17 protein-coding genes are annotated in these 18,936 nt (G+C 64.9%); 13 read left to right on the top strand and 4 right to left on the bottom strand.

Going from position 1 to position 18,936, the window contains the following annotated elements; translation table 11 throughout:
- The first annotated feature begins 2 nt into the window (after positions 1-2).
- Positions 3-1,037: a bifunctional diaminohydroxyphosphoribosylaminopyrimidine deaminase/5-amino-6-(5-phosphoribosylamino)uracil reductase RibD gene (gene ribD / locus BST12_RS15355; RefSeq protein ID WP_083113984.1), complete on the top strand. Its 1,035-nt coding sequence runs from the start codon at positions 3-5 to the stop codon at positions 1,035-1,037.
- Here the strand turns inward: ribD and BST12_RS15350 are convergent.
- A complete protein-coding gene (locus BST12_RS15350; RefSeq protein ID WP_139801700.1) occupies positions 1,034-2,584 on the bottom strand; it encodes an MFS transporter in 1,551 nt (516 codons plus the stop codon). The two genes, ribD and BST12_RS15350, sit on opposite strands and share 4 nt — an antisense overlap.
- 5 nt (positions 2,585-2,589) lie before the next feature.
- On the bottom strand, positions 2,590-3,291 hold the full coding sequence (locus BST12_RS15345) for an LppX_LprAFG lipoprotein (protein WP_083113982.1): 702 nt from the start codon (positions 3,289-3,291) through the stop codon (positions 2,590-2,592).
- An 85-nt stretch (positions 3,292-3,376) separates the two neighbouring features.
- Here BST12_RS15345 and BST12_RS15340 point away from each other — a divergent pair, with 85 nt between their 5' ends.
- From BST12_RS15340 to BST12_RS15315, 5 genes are all read left to right on the top strand, one after another.
- A complete protein-coding gene (locus BST12_RS15340) occupies positions 3,377-3,979 on the top strand; it encodes a riboflavin synthase (RefSeq protein WP_083113981.1) in 603 nt (200 codons plus the stop codon).
- 82 nt (positions 3,980-4,061) lie between these two features.
- Positions 4,062-5,339, top strand: coding sequence for a bifunctional 3,4-dihydroxy-2-butanone-4-phosphate synthase/GTP cyclohydrolase II (locus BST12_RS15335; protein ID WP_083113980.1), 1,278 nt, complete (start codon positions 4,062-4,064; stop codon positions 5,337-5,339).
- On the top strand, positions 5,336-5,818 hold the full coding sequence (gene ribH / locus BST12_RS15330; protein ID WP_083113979.1) for a 6,7-dimethyl-8-ribityllumazine synthase: 483 nt from the start codon (positions 5,336-5,338) through the stop codon (positions 5,816-5,818). Before BST12_RS15335 ends, ribH begins: the two co-directional genes overlap by 4 nt.
- Positions 5,815-6,297, top strand: a complete 483-nt coding sequence (locus BST12_RS15325; protein ID WP_083113978.1) for a PH domain-containing protein — start codon at positions 5,815-5,817, stop codon at positions 6,295-6,297. Before ribH ends, BST12_RS15325 begins: the two co-directional genes overlap by 4 nt.
- A 1,435-nt stretch (positions 6,298-7,732) precedes the next feature.
- Positions 7,733-9,805: an MDR family MFS transporter gene (locus BST12_RS15315; protein ID WP_083113976.1), complete on the top strand. Its 2,073-nt coding sequence runs from the start codon at positions 7,733-7,735 to the stop codon at positions 9,803-9,805.
- 8 nt (positions 9,806-9,813) lie between these two features.
- Here BST12_RS15315 and BST12_RS15310 read toward each other — a convergent pair whose 3' ends face one another.
- A complete protein-coding gene (locus tag BST12_RS15310) occupies positions 9,814-10,749 on the bottom strand; it encodes a sulfotransferase domain-containing protein (RefSeq protein ID WP_083113975.1) in 936 nt (311 codons plus the stop codon).
- Between the two features lie 355 nt (positions 10,750-11,104).
- On the opposite strand from BST12_RS15310, the gene BST12_RS15305 reads away from it, so the two are divergent.
- The 7 genes from BST12_RS15305 (at position 11,105) to BST12_RS15275 (ending at position 18,411) form a co-directional block, all read left to right on the top strand.
- Positions 11,105-11,578, top strand: coding sequence for an Rv1419 family lectin (locus BST12_RS15305; protein WP_083114025.1), 474 nt, complete (start codon positions 11,105-11,107; stop codon positions 11,576-11,578).
- A complete protein-coding gene (locus BST12_RS15300) occupies positions 11,575-12,048 on the top strand; it encodes an Rv1419 family lectin (protein WP_083113974.1) in 474 nt (157 codons plus the stop codon). Before BST12_RS15305 ends, BST12_RS15300 begins: the two co-directional genes overlap by 4 nt.
- A gap of 63 nt (positions 12,049-12,111) precedes the next feature.
- A complete protein-coding gene (uvrC, locus tag BST12_RS15295; protein ID WP_083113973.1) occupies positions 12,112-14,064 on the top strand; it encodes an excinuclease ABC subunit UvrC in 1,953 nt (650 codons plus the stop codon).
- Positions 14,061-14,945 (top strand): RNase adapter RapZ, encoded by an 885-nt coding sequence (rapZ, locus tag BST12_RS15290; RefSeq protein WP_083113972.1) that lies wholly within the window; start codon positions 14,061-14,063, stop codon positions 14,943-14,945. The genes uvrC and rapZ overlap by 4 nt, the downstream gene beginning before the upstream one ends.
- Positions 14,942-15,982: a uridine diphosphate-N-acetylglucosamine-binding protein YvcK gene (gene yvcK, locus BST12_RS15285; RefSeq protein WP_083113971.1), complete on the top strand. Its 1,041-nt coding sequence runs from the start codon at positions 14,942-14,944 to the stop codon at positions 15,980-15,982. Before rapZ ends, yvcK begins: the two co-directional genes overlap by 4 nt.
- On the top strand, positions 15,979-16,956 hold the full coding sequence (gene whiA / locus BST12_RS15280) for a DNA-binding protein WhiA (RefSeq protein WP_083114024.1): 978 nt from the start codon (positions 15,979-15,981) through the stop codon (positions 16,954-16,956). Before yvcK ends, whiA begins: the two co-directional genes overlap by 4 nt.
- 66 nt (positions 16,957-17,022) lie before the next feature.
- Positions 17,023-18,411 (top strand): WS/DGAT/MGAT family O-acyltransferase, encoded by a 1,389-nt coding sequence (locus tag BST12_RS15275; RefSeq protein WP_083113970.1) that lies wholly within the window; start codon positions 17,023-17,025, stop codon positions 18,409-18,411.
- Between the two features lie 16 nt (positions 18,412-18,427).
- Here BST12_RS15275 and BST12_RS15270 read toward each other — a convergent pair.
- A partial coding sequence (locus BST12_RS15270) for an HNH endonuclease signature motif containing protein (protein ID WP_139801699.1) occupies positions 18,428-18,936 on the bottom strand: 509 nt, incomplete at its 5' end.

Below are 18,936 nucleotides of genomic sequence, written 5' to 3'. Positions count from 1 at the left end.
TTATGAACCAGCCTCTGGACCAGACTCAGACGGTCAAAAGCATCGATGAGGCCATGCGCCTCGCCATCGAGCACTCCTATCAGGTCAAGGGGACCACGTACCCGAACCCGCCGGTCGGGGCGGTCATCGTCGACCCCGAAGGCCGGGTCGTGGGTGTCGGCGCTACCCAGCCGGCCGGCGGCGATCACGCCGAAGTCATCGCGCTGCGCCGGGCCGGCGGTTTGGCCGCCGGCGGTATCGCGGTGATCACCATGGAGCCGTGCAATCACTTCGGCAAGACCCCGCCGTGCGTGAACGCGCTGATCGAAGCCAGGGTCGGCACGGTGATCTTCGCTGTCAACGACCCCAACGGGATCGCGGGCGGCGGCGCGGGGCGACTGTCCGCTGCGGGGTTGCAGGTGCGCTCTGGCGTGATGGCCGATGCGGTTGCGGCCGGTCCATTGCGGGAGTGGTTGCACAAGCAGCGGACCGGGCTGCCGTATGTCACATGGAAGTACGCCACCAGCATCGACGGCCGCAGCGCTGCCGCCGACGGCTCCAGTCAGTGGATCAGCAGCGAGGCTTCCCGGCAGCACCTGCATCGCCGTCGGGCTGTCGCCGACGCGATCGTGGTCGGAACCGGCACGGTCCTGGCCGACGATCCGACCCTGACGGCCCGCTTGCCCGACGGGTCGCTGGCCCCGCAGCAACCGCTGCGGGTGGTGGTGGGGATGCGTGACATCCCGCCGGAAGCCAAGGTGCTCAACGACGATTCGCGCACCATGGTGATCCGCACCCGCGAACCCGTGGAGGTGCTCAGGGCGCTCTCGGATCGCACCGATGTGCTGCTGGAAGGCGGCCCGACCCTGGCCGGTGCTTTCCTGCGTCAGGGGGCGATCAACCGGATCATGGCCTACGTCGCGCCGATCTTGTTGGGCGGCCCGATCAGCGCGGTCGACGACGTCGGGGTATCCAGCGTGGCGCACGCTCTGCGTTGGCAGTTCGACAGTGTCGAGCAGGTCGGCCCGGATCTGCTGCTCAGCCTGGTGGCGCGTTAGCCGGTCCGGGGCGCGACGGCCTGCTGCTCGGGGACGTCTGGTTCTTCGGCGTGGACGTGGCGGCTGCTTAGCAATAGACCCAGCAGTGCTCCTACCGCGCACACCAGTGCCGTAACGGTGAATATGTTGCCGTACATCAGGGCGAATGCCTTCTGGTACATGCCTCCGATTGCGGCGGCGCGTTCCAGCAACGTGGCCTCGGGCGGGATTGCCGCCGACAAGCCCGACAGGATCTGGTTGAACCGGTATAGCCCCCACGCGCTCAGCGCGGCGACACCGATCAACATGCCGGTCATGCGGGCCACCACCACCGCCGCTGAGGCGATGCCATGCTGGGCTGCAGGGACAGCACGCAGTGTTGCCGAGGACAGTGGACCGATCACCAAACCCAGCCCGAGACCCGCCACCAGCAGGTCGGCGTGCATCGCAGGCACGGTGAAGAGTCCGAAGATGTTGTGGGTCTGGTCTGGCAAGTCGACCCGCCAGTGCGATATCAGCAGGTAACCGCATGCGGCGATGAGCAGACCAATCAGGGTCACCCAACGGTCGCCGGCGCGGGTGGCGATCCAGCCGCCTACCACCGCCCCGATCGGCAGGGCGATGAGGAACCAGAGCAGCATTCCCGCGGCTTGCGTCTGATCCTTTTGCAGCACGCCTTGGCCGAACAGCTCGACGTTGACCAATGTCACCATCAGCGCCGCGCCGGCGCACAGCGATGAGCCCAACGCGGCCAGGAAAGGTCGGAAGTGCACGCCGGCCGGTTCAATGAGCCGGGTGCGGGCCAGCCGCTCCCAAACGAAGAACGCGATCGCGGCGACGACCGCCCCAATAACCAGGAACAACCCATTGGGCGGCAGAATGTGTTTGCCGTCTGGGCTGGGGTTGTACAGCCCGAAGACAGCGAGCCCTAACGTGAGGGCCAGCAGTAAACCGCCAAGGATGTCGACCTTCTCCGGGTTGGCGCTGCGGTCGTGCGACGGCAAGCTGAACTGGATCATCGCCATGGCGATCAGCGTCAGCGGGACGTTGATCCAGAACACGTCTCGCCAATCGTGGAGCAGCCACACGATGAAAATGCCGTACAGCGGACCCAGCACGCTGCCGAGTTCCTGCGCCGCGCCGATCCCGCCGAGCACACCGGCGCGGTTTCGCTGCGCCCACAGGTCGGCGCCCAGTGCCAAGGTGATGGGCAGTAGTGCACCGCTGGCGATGCCCTGGATTATGCGGCCGGCCAGCAGCATGTCGAAACTGCCAAAGTGCCCGGCCAACGCGGTCACCACCGAACCGACCAGGAACAAGGCCAGGCTGACCTGGAGCATCAGCTTGCGGCCGAACCGGTCGGAAGCTCGGCCCAACAGCGGCATGGCGGCAATGTAACCCAGCAGGTACCACGTGATGATTGGGGTGATCCGCTGCAGCTGGTTCACCGGAATCCCGACGCTGTTCATGATGTCGCGCATGATCGTCACCACGACATAGGTGTCCAGCGCGCCCAGCAGCACTGCGAGGCTGCCTGCGCTGATGGCGACTCCACGTCCAGCCCGCATGGTCATCAGCTCACCGGTGGCTTCGTCACCTGGACCTGCTGGCCCCAGTTCGACAACGTCATCTGGACGGAATTGCCCGCGCCGCGCTCCATCTTGACCTGCGCGAGTTGGTGGTCGCCGCTCTCCTGAATCCAGACGGTGGCCGGCACCGGGTCCGTCGCATTGAACGGCGGCGCAATCTGATTCACCGCGGCCGCCGTCACCTTTCCACTGATGCGGACCGTGGTCTGTCCGTTGATGGTGTCGCGGCCTTCGGCCTTGGCGTCGGTGAAGTTGGCCAGCACATTGGCCAGGCCGTTATCGGGGCTCAAAATCTGCGACGGATCGTAGATGTCGGCAGCCTTACCGAAATCGCTCCACTTGTTGGGGGTCAGGGTGGCGTAGAGGTTTCCGTCGAAAACCACGAAGTCGGCGTCGATGTCCGACCCACCGAGGACGAGCTTGACGTTCCCCTTTGCGGCGGTGGGGTTGGTGGTCAGATCGCCGCTGAGCGTCTTCATGGACAGTCCGGGGATCTTGCCATTCACCGTCAGCACGATGTGTGCGCTCTTGACGTTCTTGGTGACTTCGGTGGACTGCTTCACCAGATTCGTCGCGTCCGGGAGCGGTCCACCACTTGGCTTCGACTCCGACGAACAGCTGGCAACCAACAGGGTTGCCGCGCTCAGGGCGGCGAGCAACGCAAAGAGACGGCGGGGGGTCTGCATAACTTTGCATCGTAGAGGGTGCCTGTGACGCGCCCGGTGAGCCAGTCGGGTGCAGGTCTGCGGTAATAGCCATTAACCTGGTCCGATGTTCACCGGAATTGTCGAGGAACTCGGAGAGATCACTGGTCGGGAGACCCTCACCGACGCCGCACGGCTGATCATCCGCGGCCCCACCGTGACCTCCGACGCGCGACACGGCGATTCGATTGCTGTCAACGGCGTATGCCTGACGGTCGTCGACGTCATGGCCGACGGTCAATTCAGCGCCGATGTGATGGCCGAGACCCTGAATCGCTCCAATCTCGGCGACCTGCGTCCGGGTAGCCGGGTGAACCTGGAGCGCGCCGCAGCGGTCAACAGCCGGTTGGGCGGGCACATCGTGCAAGGACATGTGGACGGCACCGGCCAGATCGTGTCGCGCAGCCCCTCCGAACATTGGGAGGTGGTGCGCTTCGAGATGCCTTCCACGGTGGCCCGTTACGTGGTCGAGAAGGGTTCGATCACCATCGACGGGATTTCACTGACGGTTTCCGGCTTGGGGGCCGAGCCGCGGGACTGGTTCGAGGTGTCACTGATTCCGACGACGCGAGAGCTCACCACGCTGGGTTCGGCTCCGGTGGGAACGCAGGTGAATCTCGAGGTGGACGTGATTGCCAAATATGTCGAACGGCTGATGCAAACAAGCTGAGAAAAGGTCATCGCAATAACTGCGGCCGCGCCGTGGTTCATACTTGAGGGCAATTAGCCGGTTCCACAGCAAGGTAGCAGCGATGACGAGGTTGGATTCCGTCGAGCGGGCGGTTGCCGACATTGCGGCGGGAAAGGCCGTCGTCGTCATTGATGACGAGGACCGCGAGAACGAGGGCGACCTGATCTTCGCCGCGGAAAAGGCGACGCCGGAGTTGGTGGCGTTCATGGTCCGCTACACCTCGGGGTATTTGTGTGTGCCGTTGGACGGCGCGGTTTGCGACCGGTTGGGCCTGCTGCCGATGTATGCGGTCAACCAGGACAAGCACGGCACCGCCTATACCGTCACCGTCGACGCCAGAAACGGTGTGGGAACCGGCATCTCGGCGTCCGACCGGGCCACCACCATGCGGCTGCTGGCCGACCCGGCCAGTGTCGCTGAGGATTTCAGCCGTCCCGGTCACGTGGTTCCGTTGCGGGCCAAGGACGGTGGGGTGTTGCGCCGTCCCGGTCACACCGAGGCCGCTGTGGACCTGGCGCGGATGGCGGGGCTGCGGCCGGCCGGGGCCATCTGTGAGATTGTCAGCCAAAAAGACGAGGGCTCGATGGCCCAGACCGACGAGTTGCGGGTCTTCGCCGACGAGCACGGCCTGGCCATGATCACCATCGCCGATTTGATCTCCTGGCGGCGCAAACACGAAAAGCACATCGAGCGGGTTGCCGAGGCGCGGATTCCCACTCGTCATGGGGAGTTTCGCGCCATCGGCTACACCAGCATCTACGAGGACGTCGAGCACGTTGCGCTGGTGCGCGGCGAAATCGCCGGCCCCACCGCCGACGGCGACGACGTGCTGGTGCGGGTGCACTCGGAGTGCCTGACCGGCGACGTGTTCGGGTCGCGCCGCTGTGACTGCGGGCCACAGCTGGATGCCGCCATGGCGATGGTGGCGCGCGAGGGTCGGGGGGTGGTGCTCTACATGCGTGGTCATGAGGGCCGCGGCATCGGGCTGCTACACAAGCTGCAGGCCTATCAGCTGCAAGACGCCGGGGATGACACCGTGGACGCCAACCTCAAGCTGGGGCTGCCCGCCGATGCCCGCGACTACGGGATCGGCGCCCAGATTCTGGTTGATCTGGGGGTGCGGTCGATGCGGCTGCTGACCAATAATCCGGCCAAGCGGGTGGGTCTGGACGGCTACGGTCTGCACATCATCGAGCGGGTGCCGCTGCCGGTGCGGGCCAACGCCGACAACATCCGGTACCTGATGACCAAGCGTGACCGAATGGGCCATGACCTGACCGGTCTGGACGATTTCCACGAATCTGTGCATTTGCCAGGCGAATTCGGCGGGGCCTTATGAGTGGTGGGGCCGGCGTGCCGGAGATGCCGGTACTGGATGCCGCCAGTGTGCGTCTGGCCATTGTCGCCAGCACGTGGCACACCCAAGTGTGTGACGCGCTGTTGGCCGGTGCCCTCAAGGTAGCCGACGACTCGGGCATCGGCAGTCCGACGGTGGTGCGCGTGCTGGGGGCCATCGAGATTCCGGTGGTCGCGCAGGAATTGGCTCGCAATCATGACGCCGTCGTTGCACTCGGCGTCGTGATCCGTGGCGAGACACCGCATTTCGACTACGTCTGCGACGCGGTGACCCAAGGTTTGACCCGGGTCTCGCTCGACGAGTCCACGCCGGTGGGCAATGGGGTGCTGACAACCAACACCGAGGAGCAGGCGCTGAATCGGGCTGGGCTGCCGGACTCCGCCGAGGACAAAGGCGCCCAGGCGACCGCGGCGGCCCTTGCCACCGCCCTGGCCCTGCGTGATCTGCGCGCACGGTCGTGACGACACCGCCCGAATGGGATGCCGAACTGCGTCCCCGCCTGACACCGTTATTCGCTTATATCGCTGCGTTTGTGATCGCAGCTGCACACATCGTGGTGGGCCTGCTGCTCAAAGTGAGGTCCAGCGGCGTGATCTTCCAGACCGCCGATCAGGTGGCGATGGCTGCGCTGGGGCTGGTCCTCGCCGGAGCTGTGTTGCTCTTCACGCGGCCCCGGCTGCGGGTGGGGGCTTCCGGTCTGCTGGTTCGTAACCTGTTGGGAGACAGGCTAATACCGTGGTCCGCTGTGGTTGGTGTGTCGTTTCCCGGCGGCAGCCGGTGGGCACGCGTCGATCTGCCCGACGACGAGTACATTCCGGTGATGGCGATTCAGGCCGTCGACAAGGAGCGTGCCGTGGCTGCCATGGATACTGTGCGCTCGCTGCTCGGCCGCTACCGGCCAGACCTGGTGCCGTCGCCCGATGGGACCTCCTCGGCGTAGCTGGGCCGGGGGCACGTTGGCGATCGGCCGCGACACTGTCGCGGTCTTGGACTGCAGGGGCATGCGATTCTGGTGAGCCTGGTTGGTTCTTGGGTATCGCGTAGCTCGGCGAGGGGGGCGGGTGTGGTGTGTGGTGGTGGCGCGCCAGTGCGCGGCCGCCATATTCGCCATTTGCTCGGCTCCGGCGTGTAGCTTGGCGGCGACGCTCGCGTTTGCGTCTTGCACGCGAGCGACTCGATGAGTGATGAAGCTGCCATGTGTCGCCGCGGCTTGTTGGCGCGCTATCCGCTCAGCCGGCGGAATCCCGAAACGGTTGTCGGTTACCGACAAATCTTCACCCACACTAAAGCCGTCGTTCTCGGCTTCGGCGATTGCCTCTAAGGCATCTTCGCGTGCACCGCGCAGCACATCGCCGCCGCGCCGCGCGATATCAGCCATTTGGTGTGCGTGGTTGGAAGCGGAAATCGCAGCAAGCTTGTCCGCATGGGCCATCTGGGCCGCCGATTCGGCGGTTTGCCCAAACTCATCGAGTCCCGTTGGGGCAGTTCATTTGTCCGGCATATGCATCTGCGGTGCCCTCCAACGGTGCTGCGCGGGCCCGCCATTGGGCGGCGGCAGCGGTCAACGTGTCCGCTGTGTGGGCAAAGGCCTCAACGCGAGAACGTGTCAGCGGCTCGTCGACGTCGGTCATGCAAACGGCTAGAGGAGGTGAACGGATCTGACCGACGCCAGGGCCGCGCTGTTGGTTTCATCCGTTGCGGCAAACGCCCCAGAAGCCACAGTCAACGCCGCCGACGCCGACGAAAGCCGTTGGTCGCATGCGGCGCAATACTCATCCAATGCGACATGCATGGCTGCAGCGGCTACCCCTGATATTTCCGACGACCCGATCAAATGTTCGAGGGACGAGGCCACTCGCGCGGCGTGGTCGGCGACGATCTTGGACGCAGCGCGCAGCGCTGGCGCAACCACAGCAAGTCAATTGCCACTCAGCCCCGCCGGCCATTGCAGGCTGACCCCCCAGGAGTCCGCGCGCCGCACGAGGTTGCCACACCGGTGGGAGTGGGGCCAGTCGGCTGCGCCGTCCCCGAGCCCCCGCGACGAAACACGCCGGTTGGACCGGATTGTGTAAGCATGGACACGATCCAAACCGAATTAGTTTGCACACGAACGCGCCGACTCGACGTGCTTTTCAGGTCCTAAGAGCAAAGTGCAGTGGCAATTAGGTGCTTGCTCGTCAAAAGCCGAAACGGTTCTTCTCCTGCGGAAAGCGTGACACGGTCAGCACTGGGCTGCTAAAACGAATCTGGCGAGGCGCAGTTGGCACTGATGGACAAATTCGAAAGAGGCGCCGTTTCCAAGAACAGCGTGTCCTTCGGTCACCGGCGTAGTCCGAGTCCTCGCACGCGGGCTCCAACAGCGATGGGAGCTGAGTATGACGAGCCAAACTGCACCGGCAACCGCCTCCGCCGTTCCTCCTTCGGCCAGCGATTCGATCACCTCCGCACGTCGCAATGTCATATTCGGGGCGCTTGCGCTCGGAGTCTTGGTAGCGGCTATGGACCAGGCGATGGTGGTGCCTGCACTGCCGACGATCGCGGAAGACTTAGGTGACTCCGGCCAGCAATCGTGGGCTGTCGCTGCCTATCTGCTCGGGGGCATTGTCGTTGTCCCGGCGGCCGGCAAACTCGGTGATCTGCTGGGCCGCAAGCAGGTGTTGCAAATCGCCGTCGTGGTCTTTCTGGTCGGCTCGGTGTTGTGCGCCTTGTCCGGCAGCATGGCGATGCTGGCGCTCTCTCGGATGGTGCAGGGTATAGGCGCCGGTGCCACTTCAGTGACGGCCTCCGCGCTGGTCGGTGAGGTGTTTCCGCTGCGGGACCGGGGCAGCTATCAGGGCATCCTCGGAGCGGTATTCGGGGTCGCCACAGTGGCCGGTCCGTTATTCGGCGGCTTCTTCGCCGACTACCTGAATTGGCGCTGGGCATTCTGGGTCAACGTGCCCACTTCCATCGCGGTTCTCACGGTCGCCGCCGTAGCCATCCCCGCGCTGCCCCGGCGCGCCAAACCGGCTATCGACTACGTCGGGATCCTGGTGATCGCGTTGGCCACCACGGCATTGATCATGGCCACCAGTTGGGGAGGCACCACCTACGCGTGGGGTTCGGCGCCGATTATCGCGTTGTTCGTCGGCGCCGCGGTGGGCCTGGTCGTATTCGTCGGCGTGGAAAGCCGCGCCGCCGCCGGCATCCTGCCACCCCGACTGTTTCGCAGCCCGGTGTTTTCGGTCTGCTCCATTCTGTCGTTGCTGGTCGGATTCGCGATGCTGGGCGCGCTGACCTTCGTGCCCATGTATCTGCGCTACGTCGACGGCGTCTCGGCGACCACCTCGGGTCTGCGCACGTTGCCCATGGTGGTCGGCCTGCTGACCACGTCGCTGGCCGCCGGCATCCTGGTCGGCCGGACCGGCCGGTACAAGATCTTTCCGCTCGCGGGGACGGCACTGATGGCCGTCGGCTTCTTGCTGATGGCGCGCATGGATGAGTCGACGCCGTGGCCGGTGCAGTTCTGCTACCTGGTCATCCTGGGCGCCGGAATCGGCTTCGCCATGCAGGTGCTCATCCTGATCGTGCAGAACACCTCCTGTTTTGAAGACCTGGGCATCGCCACCTCGGGTGTGACATTCTTCCGCCTGGTCGGCGGTGCATTCGGTGCCGCAATTTTCGGTGCGCTGTTCGCGAACTTCCTCAGCCGGCGAATAGGTTCGGCGTTGACGTCGGCCGGCGTGTCCGCCGAGGCCATGCATTCGCCAACTGCCATACATCAACTGCCGCAGCACATTGCCGCCCCGATTGTTCGGGCGTATGCCGGGTCGTTGGCGCAAGTGTTCCTCTATGCCGCCTTTATCGCCCTGGTGGGATTCGTTCTCTCGTTGTTCTTGCGCGAGGCACCACTGACCGGAATCCACGACAGCCCCAGCTGCCTCGGAGACGGATTCGCCGTGCCCAGAATCAAAACACCTGAGGACGTCCTGGAAATCGCGGTCGGACGCGTGCTGGACGAAGCGCCCAAATTGCAATTGGACGATATCGCCAAGAAACGCGGTTGTGAACTCGATGTCGCCGGGCTGTGGGGAGTGCTGCGCATTTATCAATACCAGCGATTCTTCGAGACGGTACGGCTCGCCGACATCGCCATACACCTCCATTTGCCCCGGCAGGTCCTCGAACCCGTCTTCGACCGCCTGGTCCAAACGGGTTACGTATCCCGCGACGGCGACCAGCTATCGCTTACTCCGGACGGGCTGCGGCAAGTCAACTCGGTGTCTGCCGCCATCCGGACCTGGCTCGTCGACAATCTCACCTTGTCACCTGGCTTCACCGATCAGCCGGACGAAGCGGATTTCGACGCGGCGTTGCAGCGCATTGCCGACGGGATGTTGATCCAACGCGACTGGTACGAAGACATCGACGAGCTGACCCCGCCGGACAACCTCGCCGCCGCGCGATAGCGTCCCGGCTAACCGGTGGCGGAAAGTTTGCCGGTTTCCAGCCAGCGGGCGCACTGCGCACCCAGTTTTTGCTGGGCGACTTCGTCGAAGCGCGCAACTTGTTGCGCCGTGAGCTCGCTGCGGTAATCGCGGTTGGGGCCTTTGTGGAAGAAGGCTTTGGCGCTGGACATGTGTTGTCCGTTGAACGGAGCCATCTTTTCCGCTCGACCGCTCATGTACTCGAACGAGCAATGCTCGACGATGACGTCCATGCGCAGCGACCCGGGATCGATGCCCAAAAATTCTGCCAGCCGCACGATTTGGCCCGCTAAGTCTTCTTTGAGCTCTTGGTAGTGCAGCAGTAGCACGTTTGGCTCATCGCGCAGCTGCCACCACGACTTCACCAGGTCAAACAGATCGCAACAGCCATAGCCGTCCGTCTCCAGCCACAGGTCGAAGAATGCCTGCATGTCCTCGGAAATCACCAACGGCGTAGCGTCACCCGACCACTGAGCGTGAATCTCGTTGATCTTCGACATCGTCGATTCGGAATAGTTGTAGATCATATGGTGAAAGCTGATTCCGGTGTCTTTGCCATTTCTGCCGACAAACACGTACCGGGCCTCGGGGGCAATTGGCAGGGCAGCTGCGGGCAGATGCGACTTGACCACTCGCCGGATACCGGCTTCGCGCTGCTGATTGAGTACATCGAGCATCTCGGCGTGATCGCCCCAGCTGGAGTCGAGCCACGGGGAGCTGTCTGAAAGGCTTCCGTCGTTCTCGGCCCCGTTGCGCAATATCTGCTGAATTATTCGCTGGGTCCATGTCGTTCCGGACTTGACGGGGGTGGCGATGACGATATCGCCTTCGACGAACCCGCCCTGGGCCAAAAAACCGTCCCACACCAGCGAACTGGACAAATAATCCCGCACCACTCTGGTCGGAGCAATCAACGGTTTCGTCATCAACCCTGCTTTCTGTGGGTACGACTCGAGGTGAATTGCAAAAGGCTGAAGGCCCTGACGCGACCGACGATACGACATTGTTGTTCCGGTTTCCAGGAGTTGCGCACCGGGTTTCGCCGCCTCGTCTGCGGAAGCTCTGCGCCTGCGCTGGCGAGCCGGAGGGCATGCGGCCGACACTCAGCCAGTCAAGCCACAGGAAACCCACAAACTCATGGGATGTCCGTCAATCATCAAGTGCCACAGGGTATTTGGCATCATGATCCACAACGCGCGACTTTACACCTGGCGCATGCGCACGAAAGTGGCGCCGGATGAGATGCGTCGGCTGGAATGAGATGCAACGATGGCCGCCGAAATGAGTGGATCGCCATTGATGACCCGCGTGTGCCGGGCCCTTGCCGTAGTCAGCACAATGCTCGGTGTCGCCGCGTTCAACGCTGGCACGGCACATGCCGACGGCCCCGTCCAGTTGAAGAGCCGAATGGGCGATTTTTGCCTGGATTCCCCGAGTGGTAGTTGGTTCACCCCGATAGTGATCAACCCGTGCAATGGGACCGACTTCCAGCGCTGGAACATCACCCCGGACGGGCAGTTTGAAAGCGTGGCCTTTCCCGGGAATTGCTTGTCGCAGCCGGGCGAGAGTTGGGTGTCGCACCTGCAGGGCTGCCTGAATTGGTTCACCCAGAAGTGGACGATTCATTCCAACGGCCAGATCACCGGTGACCTGAGTGGCTGCCTCACCGTTCTCGGCGGGCCGGACCCCGGGACTTGGGTTTCTACCCGCTTTTGCGACGGCAATATCGATCAGGGTTGGGACAGCGTTCCATGACCAGGGCGCGGTCGTTGGGCGGGGTTCGCCAGGCCGTAGTCGTAGTCAGCACATCATTCGGTATCACGGCCTTCAGTGCTGCCGCGGCACACGCCGACGAACCGGTCCAACTGAAAAGCGGATTGGGCGATTTCTGTCTGGACGGCCCCAGCGGAGACTGGTACACCCCGGTAGTTATAAACCCGTGCAACGGTGCGGATTCCCAGCGTTGGAATTCCACCGGCGACGAGCAGGAAAGCGTGGCCTTTCCCGGAGAGTGCCTGACAAGACCCTACGAGCATCGTGACGTATTCCTCCAGCCCTGCTCCAATTGGCCGTCCCAGCATTTCAGTTACCAGCCCAATGGCCAGATCAGCAGTGGATTTGGTGGTTGCCTAGCCGTCAATGGCCCCCCAGCCCCGGGGGCCTCCTTGTATATAGGCTTCTGCATCCCCGACGCGCCCTACCAACATTGGGACAGCGTTCCGTGACCGGGCTTGCCCGGCGAACACCGCCGCGCTAGGCGTTGTCGTAGCGACCATTAGCCTGGATACGTGCCAGATCCCGCCACGTACCGCCCCGCGCCGGGGTCCATCCCGGTCGAGCCTGGCGTGTACCGATTCCGGGACCAATACGGGCGAGTCGTCTACGTCGGCAAGGCCAAGAGCCTGCGCAGCAGGCTGACGTCCTACTTCGCCGACGTCGCGAGCCTGCACCCACGCACCCGGCAGATGGTGACCACCGCGGCCAAGGTCGAGTGGACGGTGGTCAACACCGAAGTCGAAGCGCTGCAGCTGGAGTACAACTGGATCAAGGAGTTCGACCCGCGCTTCAACGTCCGCTACCGCGACGACAAGTCGTATCCGGTGCTGGCGGTCACCCTCAACGAGGAGTTTCCCCGGTTGATGGTCTATCGCGGCCCCCGACGCAAGGGGGTGCGGTATTTCGGGCCCTACTCCCACGCGTGGGCGATCCGCGAAACGCTGGATCTGCTCACCCGGGTGTTTCCGGCGCGCACCTGTTCGGCGGGAGTCTTCAAGCGGCACAACCAGATCGACCGTCCCTGCCTGCTCGGCTACATCGACAAATGCTCGGCTCCGTGCATCGGGCGGGTCAGCGCCGAGCAGCATCGGCAGATCGTGACAGATTTCTGCGATTTCCTGTCCGGCAAAACCGACCGCTTCGCCCGCGAGCTCGAACAGCAGATGCAGGCCGCGTCGGACCAACTCGATTTCGAGCGCGCCGCCCGCCTCCGTGACGATCTCGGCGCACTCAAGCGCGCCATGGAAAAGCAGGCCGTTGTGCTCGGCGACGGCACCGACGCGGATGTGGTGGCCTTTGCCGACGACGAACTCGAAGCCGCCGTGCAGGTGTTCCACGTCCGCGGCGGCCGGGTTCGCGGCCAGCGCGGCTGGATCGTCGAAAAGCCGGGGGGCCCAGGCGAATCCGGTGAGGAGCAGCTGGTCGAGCAGTTCCTCACGCAGTTCTACGGGGACCAGGCCGAGCTCGGCGGCGCAGCCGACGAAGCCGTCAACCCGGTTCCCCGCGAGGTACTCGTGCCGTGTCTGCCGTCCAACTCCGACGAATTGGCCAGCTGGTTGTCGAACCTGCGCGGTGCACGGGTCGCGTTGCGGGTGCCGCGGCGCGGCGACAAACGTGCCCTCGCCGAAACCGTGCAACGCAATGCGAAAGAGGCTCTGCAGCAGCACAAGCTGAAGCGCGCCGGTGACTTCAATGCCAGATCCGCTGCGCTGCAGAATATTCAGGACGCGTTGGGTCTTGCCGATGCGCCACTGCGAATCGAATGTGTCGACATCAGCCATGTGCAGGGCACCGATGTGGTGGGCTCCGTGGTGGTATTCGAGGACGGCCTGCCGCGCAAATCCGACTACCGTCACTTCGGGATTCGGGAAGCCGCCGGGCACGGCCGCTCCGACGACGTCGCCTCCATCGCCGAAGTCACCCGCCGGCGCTTCTACCGACATCTGAGCGACCAGAACGATCCGAATCTGCTTTCGGCCGAAGGGAAATCACGCCGGTTCGCCTATCCGCCGAATCTCTACGTCGTCGACGGCGGCGCACCGCAGGTCAACGCGGCCAAAGCCGTGCTTGACGAGCTCGGCATTACCGACGTAGCGGTGATCGGCCTGGCCAAGCGGCTGGAAGAGGTATGGGTGCCGGCGGAGCCTGATCCAATCATCATGCCGCGCAACAGCGAGGGGCTCTATCTATTGCAGCGGGTGCGCGACGAAGCGCACCGATTCGCCATCGCCTACCATCGCAGCAAACGATCCAAGCGGATGACGGCGTCGGCCCTGGACTCGGTGCCCGGCCTCGGCGAGCATCGGCGCAAGGCGCTGGTCACCCACTTCGGATCCATAGCCCGCCTCAAGGAGGCCACCGTCGACCAGATCACCGCCGTCCCGGGCATCGGCCTGGCCACAGCCACGGCAGTGCTCGAGGCACTGCGACCAGACGAGCCGGAACCCTCTGGAGCCGGAGCATGACCAGCGAAGACGTGCCCGCCGGCATCGACGTCGTCCTGGTCACCGGGTTATCCGGAGCCGGGCGCGGCACGGCGGCCAAAGTGCTCGAAGACCTCGGCTGGTATGTCGCCGACAATCTGCCGCCCCAGCTGATCACCCGCATGGTGGATTTCGGATTGGCGGCCGGATCCCGAATCACACAGCTGGCGGTGGTGATGGACGTGCGGTCGCGCGGGTTCACCGGCGACCTCGACGAGGTGCGCAACGAACTGGCCACCCGCAACATCACCCCGCGCGTGGTGTTCATGGAGGCCTCCGACGACATGTTGGTGCGCCGTTACGAACAGAATCGGCGCAGCCATCCGCTGCAGGGCCAGCAGACCCTGGCCGAGGGCATCGCCGCCGAGCGCAGGATGCTCGCGCAGGTTCGCGCCACCGCAGACCTGATCATCGACACGTCCACGCTGTCGGTGCGGGGGCTGCGGGAAAGCATCGAGCGTGCGTTCGGCGGAAACGGCGGTGCGACGACGAGCGTCACCGTGGAGTCGTTCGGCTTCAAGTACGGACTGCCGATGGACGCCGACATGGTCATGGACGTGCGATTCCTGCCCAACCCGCACTGGGTTGACGAACTGCGGCCGCTCACCGGCCAGCAACCGGCTGTCCGCGACTACGTGCTGGGCCAGCCCGGCGCGGCTGAGTTCCTGCAGACTTACCATCGATTGCTATCCCTGGTTGTCGACGGCTACCGCCGGGAGGGGAAGCGATACATGACGGTCGCCATCGGATGTACCGGCGGCAAGCATCGCAGCGTGGCGATCGCAGAGGCCCTGATGGGGCTATTGGGATCCAACCCGCAATTGTCGGTACGGGTACTGCACCGGGATCTGGGCCGCGAATGACGGACAGCATTGTCGCGCTGGGTGGCGGACACGGTTTGTATGCGACGCTCTCGGCGGCCCGTCGGCTGACTCCTTATGTCACCGCCATCGTCACCGTCGCCGATGATGGCGGCTCGTCCGGCCGGCTGCGCAGCGAATTGGATGTGGTACCGCCGGGGGATCTGCGAATGGCCTTGGCGGCGTTGGCATCCGACAGCCCCTATGGCCGGCTGTGGGCGACCATCATGCAGCACCGATTCGGGGGGAGCGGCGTGCTGGCGGGCCACCCGATCGGCAACCTGCTGCTGGCCGGCCTCAACGAGGTGCTGGCCGATCCGGTCGCGGCCCTCGACGAACTCGGACGCATTCTGGGCGTCAAGGGCCGGGTCCTGCCGATGTGCCCGATCGCGCTGCAGATCGAGGCCGACGTCTCCGGCCTGGAGTCCGATCCGCGAATGTTCCGGCTGATTCGGGGTCAGGTGGCGATTGCCAGCACCCCCGGAAAGGTGCGCCGGGTGCGGCTGCTGCCCGCCGATCCGCCGGCGACGCGGCAGGCGGTGGACGCCATCATGGCGGCCGACCTGGTGGTGCTGGGGCCAGGGTCGTGGTTCACCAGCGTGATCCCGCACGTGCTGGTGCCGGGGCTGCTCACCGCGCTGCAAAGCACCACCGCCCGCAAGGCGCTGGTGCTCAACCTGGTGGCCGAGCCGGGGGAGACGGCGGGCTTCTCGGTGGAGCGCCATCTGCACGTGCTGGCTCAGCACGCGCCGGAATTCACTGTGGACGAGATCATCATCGACGCCGAGCGAGTGCCCAGCGACAGGGAACGTGAGCAACTGCGCCGTACCGCCACGTTGCTCCATGCCGAGGTCCACTTCGCCGACGTGGCCCGACCTGGTACACCTTTACATGACCCGGGCAAGCTGGCAGCCGTGCTGGACGGGGTGCGGGCGCGTGACAGGGTCGGCGAGAAAGACCCGGCGACGCCTCCGGTGACGGCCACGGCAGAGCGGCCGATGGACGGTGGACGACCAAGGGGTGACGACGCGTGGCGATGACGACCGAAGTCAAGGACGAGCTGAGCCGTCTGGTAGTCAAATCGGTCAGTGCGCGCCGCGCCGAAGTCACGTCTCTGCTCAGGTTCGCCGGCGGTTTGCACATCGTGGCCGGCCGTGTGGTGGTCGAGGCCGAAGTCGACCTGGGCAGCATCGCCCGCCGGCTGCGCAAGGACATCTTCGATCTGTACGGCTACAACGCGGTGGTGCATGTGTTGTCGGCGAGCGGGATTCGCAAGAGCACCCGGTATGTCCTGCGGGTCGCCAATGATGGTGAGGCGCTGGCCCGTCAGACCGGACTGCTGGACATGCGGGGTCGGCCGGTGCGTGGTCTGCCGGCCCAGGTTGTCGGCGGCAGCATCGGTGACGCCGAAGCCGCCTGGCGGGGAGCCTTTTTGGCGCACGGGTCCCTGACCGAGCCGGGCCGCTCGTCGGCGCTGGAGGTCAGTTGCCCCGGGCCGGAAGCGGCCCTGGCGCTGGTGGGTGCCGCCCGCCGGCTGGGAGTCAGCGCGAAGGCGCGAGAGGTGCGTGGCGCCGATCGGGTGGTGGTGCGCGACGGCGAGGCGATCGGCGCATTGCTGACCCGGATGGGGGCGCAGGACACCAGGCTGATCTGGGAGGAGCGCCGGATGCGCCGCGAGGTGCGGGCGACGGCCAACCGGCTCGCCAACTTCGACGACGCGAATCTGCGCCGTTCGGCGCGGGCCGCGGTCGCCGCGGCCGCCCGGGTGGAGCGGGCGCTGGAGATCCTTGGGGATACGGTGCCCGAGCACTTGGCCTCGGCCGGCAAGTTGCGGGTTGAGCACCGCCAGGCGTCGCTGGAAGAGTTGGGCCGGCTCGCCGATCCGCCGATGACGAAAGATGCTGTGGCGGGGCGTATTCGGCGGTTGTTGTCGATGGCCGATCGCAAGGCGAAGGTCGAGGGAATTCCGGACACTGAGTCGGCGGTGACCCCGGATCTGTTGGAAGACGCCTAACGACGATGCGCGCCGCGTAGCTAACCGCCTTCCCGCCGCCAGCCGTTCGGGGCTACGGTTCATGGCATGAAGCGGCTCTCGAGCGTTGATGCGGCGTTTTGGTCAGCAGAGACAGCAGGCTGGCACATGCACGTGGGTGCACTGGCCGTTTGCGATCCCACTGACGCGGCCGACTACAGCTTTCATCGACTCCGCGAACTGATCAACGAGCGACTTGCCGAGCTCCCGCAGTTGCGCTGGCGGGTGACGGGCGCCCCGTTGGGCCTGGACCGCCCGTGGTTCGTCGAGGACGAGGAACTCGACGTCGACTATCACGTCCGTCGCATCGGCGTGCCGGCGCCCGGAGGCCGACGCGAACTCGAGGAGCTCGTCGGCCGCCTGATGTCCTACAAGCTGGACCGCTCCCGCCCGTTGTGGGAGCTGTGGGTCATCGAGGGTGTGGAGGGCGGCCGTTTCGCCACGCTGACCAAAATGCATCACGCCATTGTCGACGGCGTTTCCGGCGCGGGGCTGGGCGAAATCCTGCTGGACATAACGCCGGAACCACGACCGCCGCAAACGGAGAAGGTGGGATCGCTGGTAGGGTTCCAGATCCCCGGCCTGGAGCGTCGCGCCATCAGCGCTCTGATCAACGTCGGAATCATGACGCCGTTCCGGATTGCCAGATTGCTGGAGCAAACCGTGCGCCAGCAGATCGCGGTCCTCGGCGTGCGCAGCAAGCCGCCGCGATACTTCGACGCGCCCAAGACCCGGTTCAATGCGTCGGTCTCGCCGCACCGCAGGATCACCGGAACCCGCGTCGACTTGGCGCGGGCCAAGGCCGTCAAGGATGCCTTCGGCGTCAAACTCAACGACGTCGTGCTCGCGCTGGTGGCCGGGGCGGCCCGCGAATACCTGATCAAACGCAACGAGCTGCCCACCAAGCCGCTGATCACCCAGATCCCGGTCTCCACCCGCACCGACCAGACCAAGGAGGACGTCGGCAATCAGATCAGCTCGATGACGGCGTCGCTTGCCACCGACGTGGAGGATCCGGCCGAGCGGCTCCGGGCCATTCACGAAAGCACGCAGAGCGCCAAGGAGATGGCCAAAGCGTTGTCGGCCCATCAGATCATGGGGCTCACCGAAACCACGCCGCCCGGCCTGCTGCAGCTGGCTGCCCGCGCCTACACCGCTACCGGACTCTCGCACAACCTGGCCCCGATCAACCTGGTGATCTCCAATGTTCCCGGGCCGCCGATCCCGCTGTACATGGCCGGCGCCAAGCTGGAATCGCTGGTGCCGCTCGGGCCGCCCGTCATGGACGTCGCACTGAACATCACCTGCTTCTCCTACCAGGAACACCTGGACTTCGGTTTTGTGACGACACCCGAGGTCGCCAACGACATCGACGAGATGGCCGATCTCATCGAGCCGGCATTGGTCGAACTCGAGCGCGCCGCCGAAGCGCTCTAGGCGACGCAGTCGCGGGCTACGGGTCGTCCTCGTCATCGGGGTCGTCTTCTTCCACCAGGAGTTTCTCCGGATGGTGGAAGGTGTTCGTTCGTGGCTGGCCGTGGTCGAGGTGGGGCGGCGGAATCCATTCGGTGTCGCCGTGGGCGTTCTTGCGGGTGGCCCAGCCCTTTTCGGCCAGCGGGTGATGGCCGCCGCAGGCGAAGGTGAGCTGGTCGACGTCGGTGCTGCCGCACTGGGCATACGGGATGCAATGGTGCACTTCACAGTAGTACCCGGGCGTATCGCAGCCCGGTGCCGAGCAGCCACGTTCCTTGGCGTACAAGACAATTCGCTGTCCTGGTGAGGCCAGACGTTTGGTGTGATACAGCGCCAGGGGCTTGCCGTCGTCGAAAATCGCCAAATAGTGGCTGGCCTGGCGGCCCAGGCGGATCACGTCGGACATGGGCAGGATGGTGCCGCCGCCGGTGAGGCCGCGCCCGGCCGCAGCTTCTAAGTCCTTGAGTGTGGTGGTGACGATGATCGAGG

Source organism: Mycobacterium angelicum (genome assembly GCF_002086155.1).
GTDB classification, from domain to species: Bacteria; Actinomycetota; Actinomycetes; order Mycobacteriales; family Mycobacteriaceae; genus Mycobacterium; species Mycobacterium angelicum.
This window is presented reverse-complemented; position numbering and strand designations above follow the sequence as displayed.

Excerpts from the sequence above, each read along its gene's own strand:
- ribD (WP_083113984.1), top strand. The coding sequence starts at position 3 with ATGAACCAGCCTCTGGACCAGACTCAGACGGTCAAAAGCATCGATGAG.
- BST12_RS15350 (WP_139801700.1), bottom strand. The coding sequence starts at position 2,584 with ATGCGGGCTGGACGTGGAGTCGCCATCAGCGCAGGCAGCCTCGCAGTG.
- BST12_RS15345 (WP_083113982.1), bottom strand. The coding sequence starts at position 3,291 with ATGCAGACCCCCCGCCGTCTCTTTGCGTTGCTCGCCGCCCTGAGCGCG.
- BST12_RS15340 (WP_083113981.1), top strand. The coding sequence starts at position 3,377 with ATGTTCACCGGAATTGTCGAGGAACTCGGAGAGATCACTGGTCGGGAG.
- BST12_RS15335 (WP_083113980.1), top strand. The coding sequence starts at position 4,062 with ATGACGAGGTTGGATTCCGTCGAGCGGGCGGTTGCCGACATTGCGGCG.
- ribH (WP_083113979.1), top strand. The coding sequence starts at position 5,336 with ATGAGTGGTGGGGCCGGCGTGCCGGAGATGCCGGTACTGGATGCCGCC.
- BST12_RS15315 (WP_083113976.1), top strand. The coding sequence starts at position 7,733 with ATGACGAGCCAAACTGCACCGGCAACCGCCTCCGCCGTTCCTCCTTCG.
- BST12_RS15310 (WP_083113975.1), bottom strand. The coding sequence starts at position 10,749 with ATGACGAAACCGTTGATTGCTCCGACCAGAGTGGTGCGGGATTATTTG.
- BST12_RS15305 (WP_083114025.1), top strand. The coding sequence starts at position 11,105 with ATGAGTGGATCGCCATTGATGACCCGCGTGTGCCGGGCCCTTGCCGTA.
- BST12_RS15300 (WP_083113974.1), top strand. The coding sequence starts at position 11,575 with ATGACCAGGGCGCGGTCGTTGGGCGGGGTTCGCCAGGCCGTAGTCGTA.
- rapZ (WP_083113972.1), top strand. The coding sequence starts at position 14,061 with ATGACCAGCGAAGACGTGCCCGCCGGCATCGACGTCGTCCTGGTCACC.
- yvcK (WP_083113971.1), top strand. The coding sequence starts at position 14,942 with ATGACGGACAGCATTGTCGCGCTGGGTGGCGGACACGGTTTGTATGCG.
- whiA (WP_083114024.1), top strand. The coding sequence starts at position 15,979 with ATGACGACCGAAGTCAAGGACGAGCTGAGCCGTCTGGTAGTCAAATCG.
- BST12_RS15275 (WP_083113970.1), top strand. The coding sequence starts at position 17,023 with ATGAAGCGGCTCTCGAGCGTTGATGCGGCGTTTTGGTCAGCAGAGACA.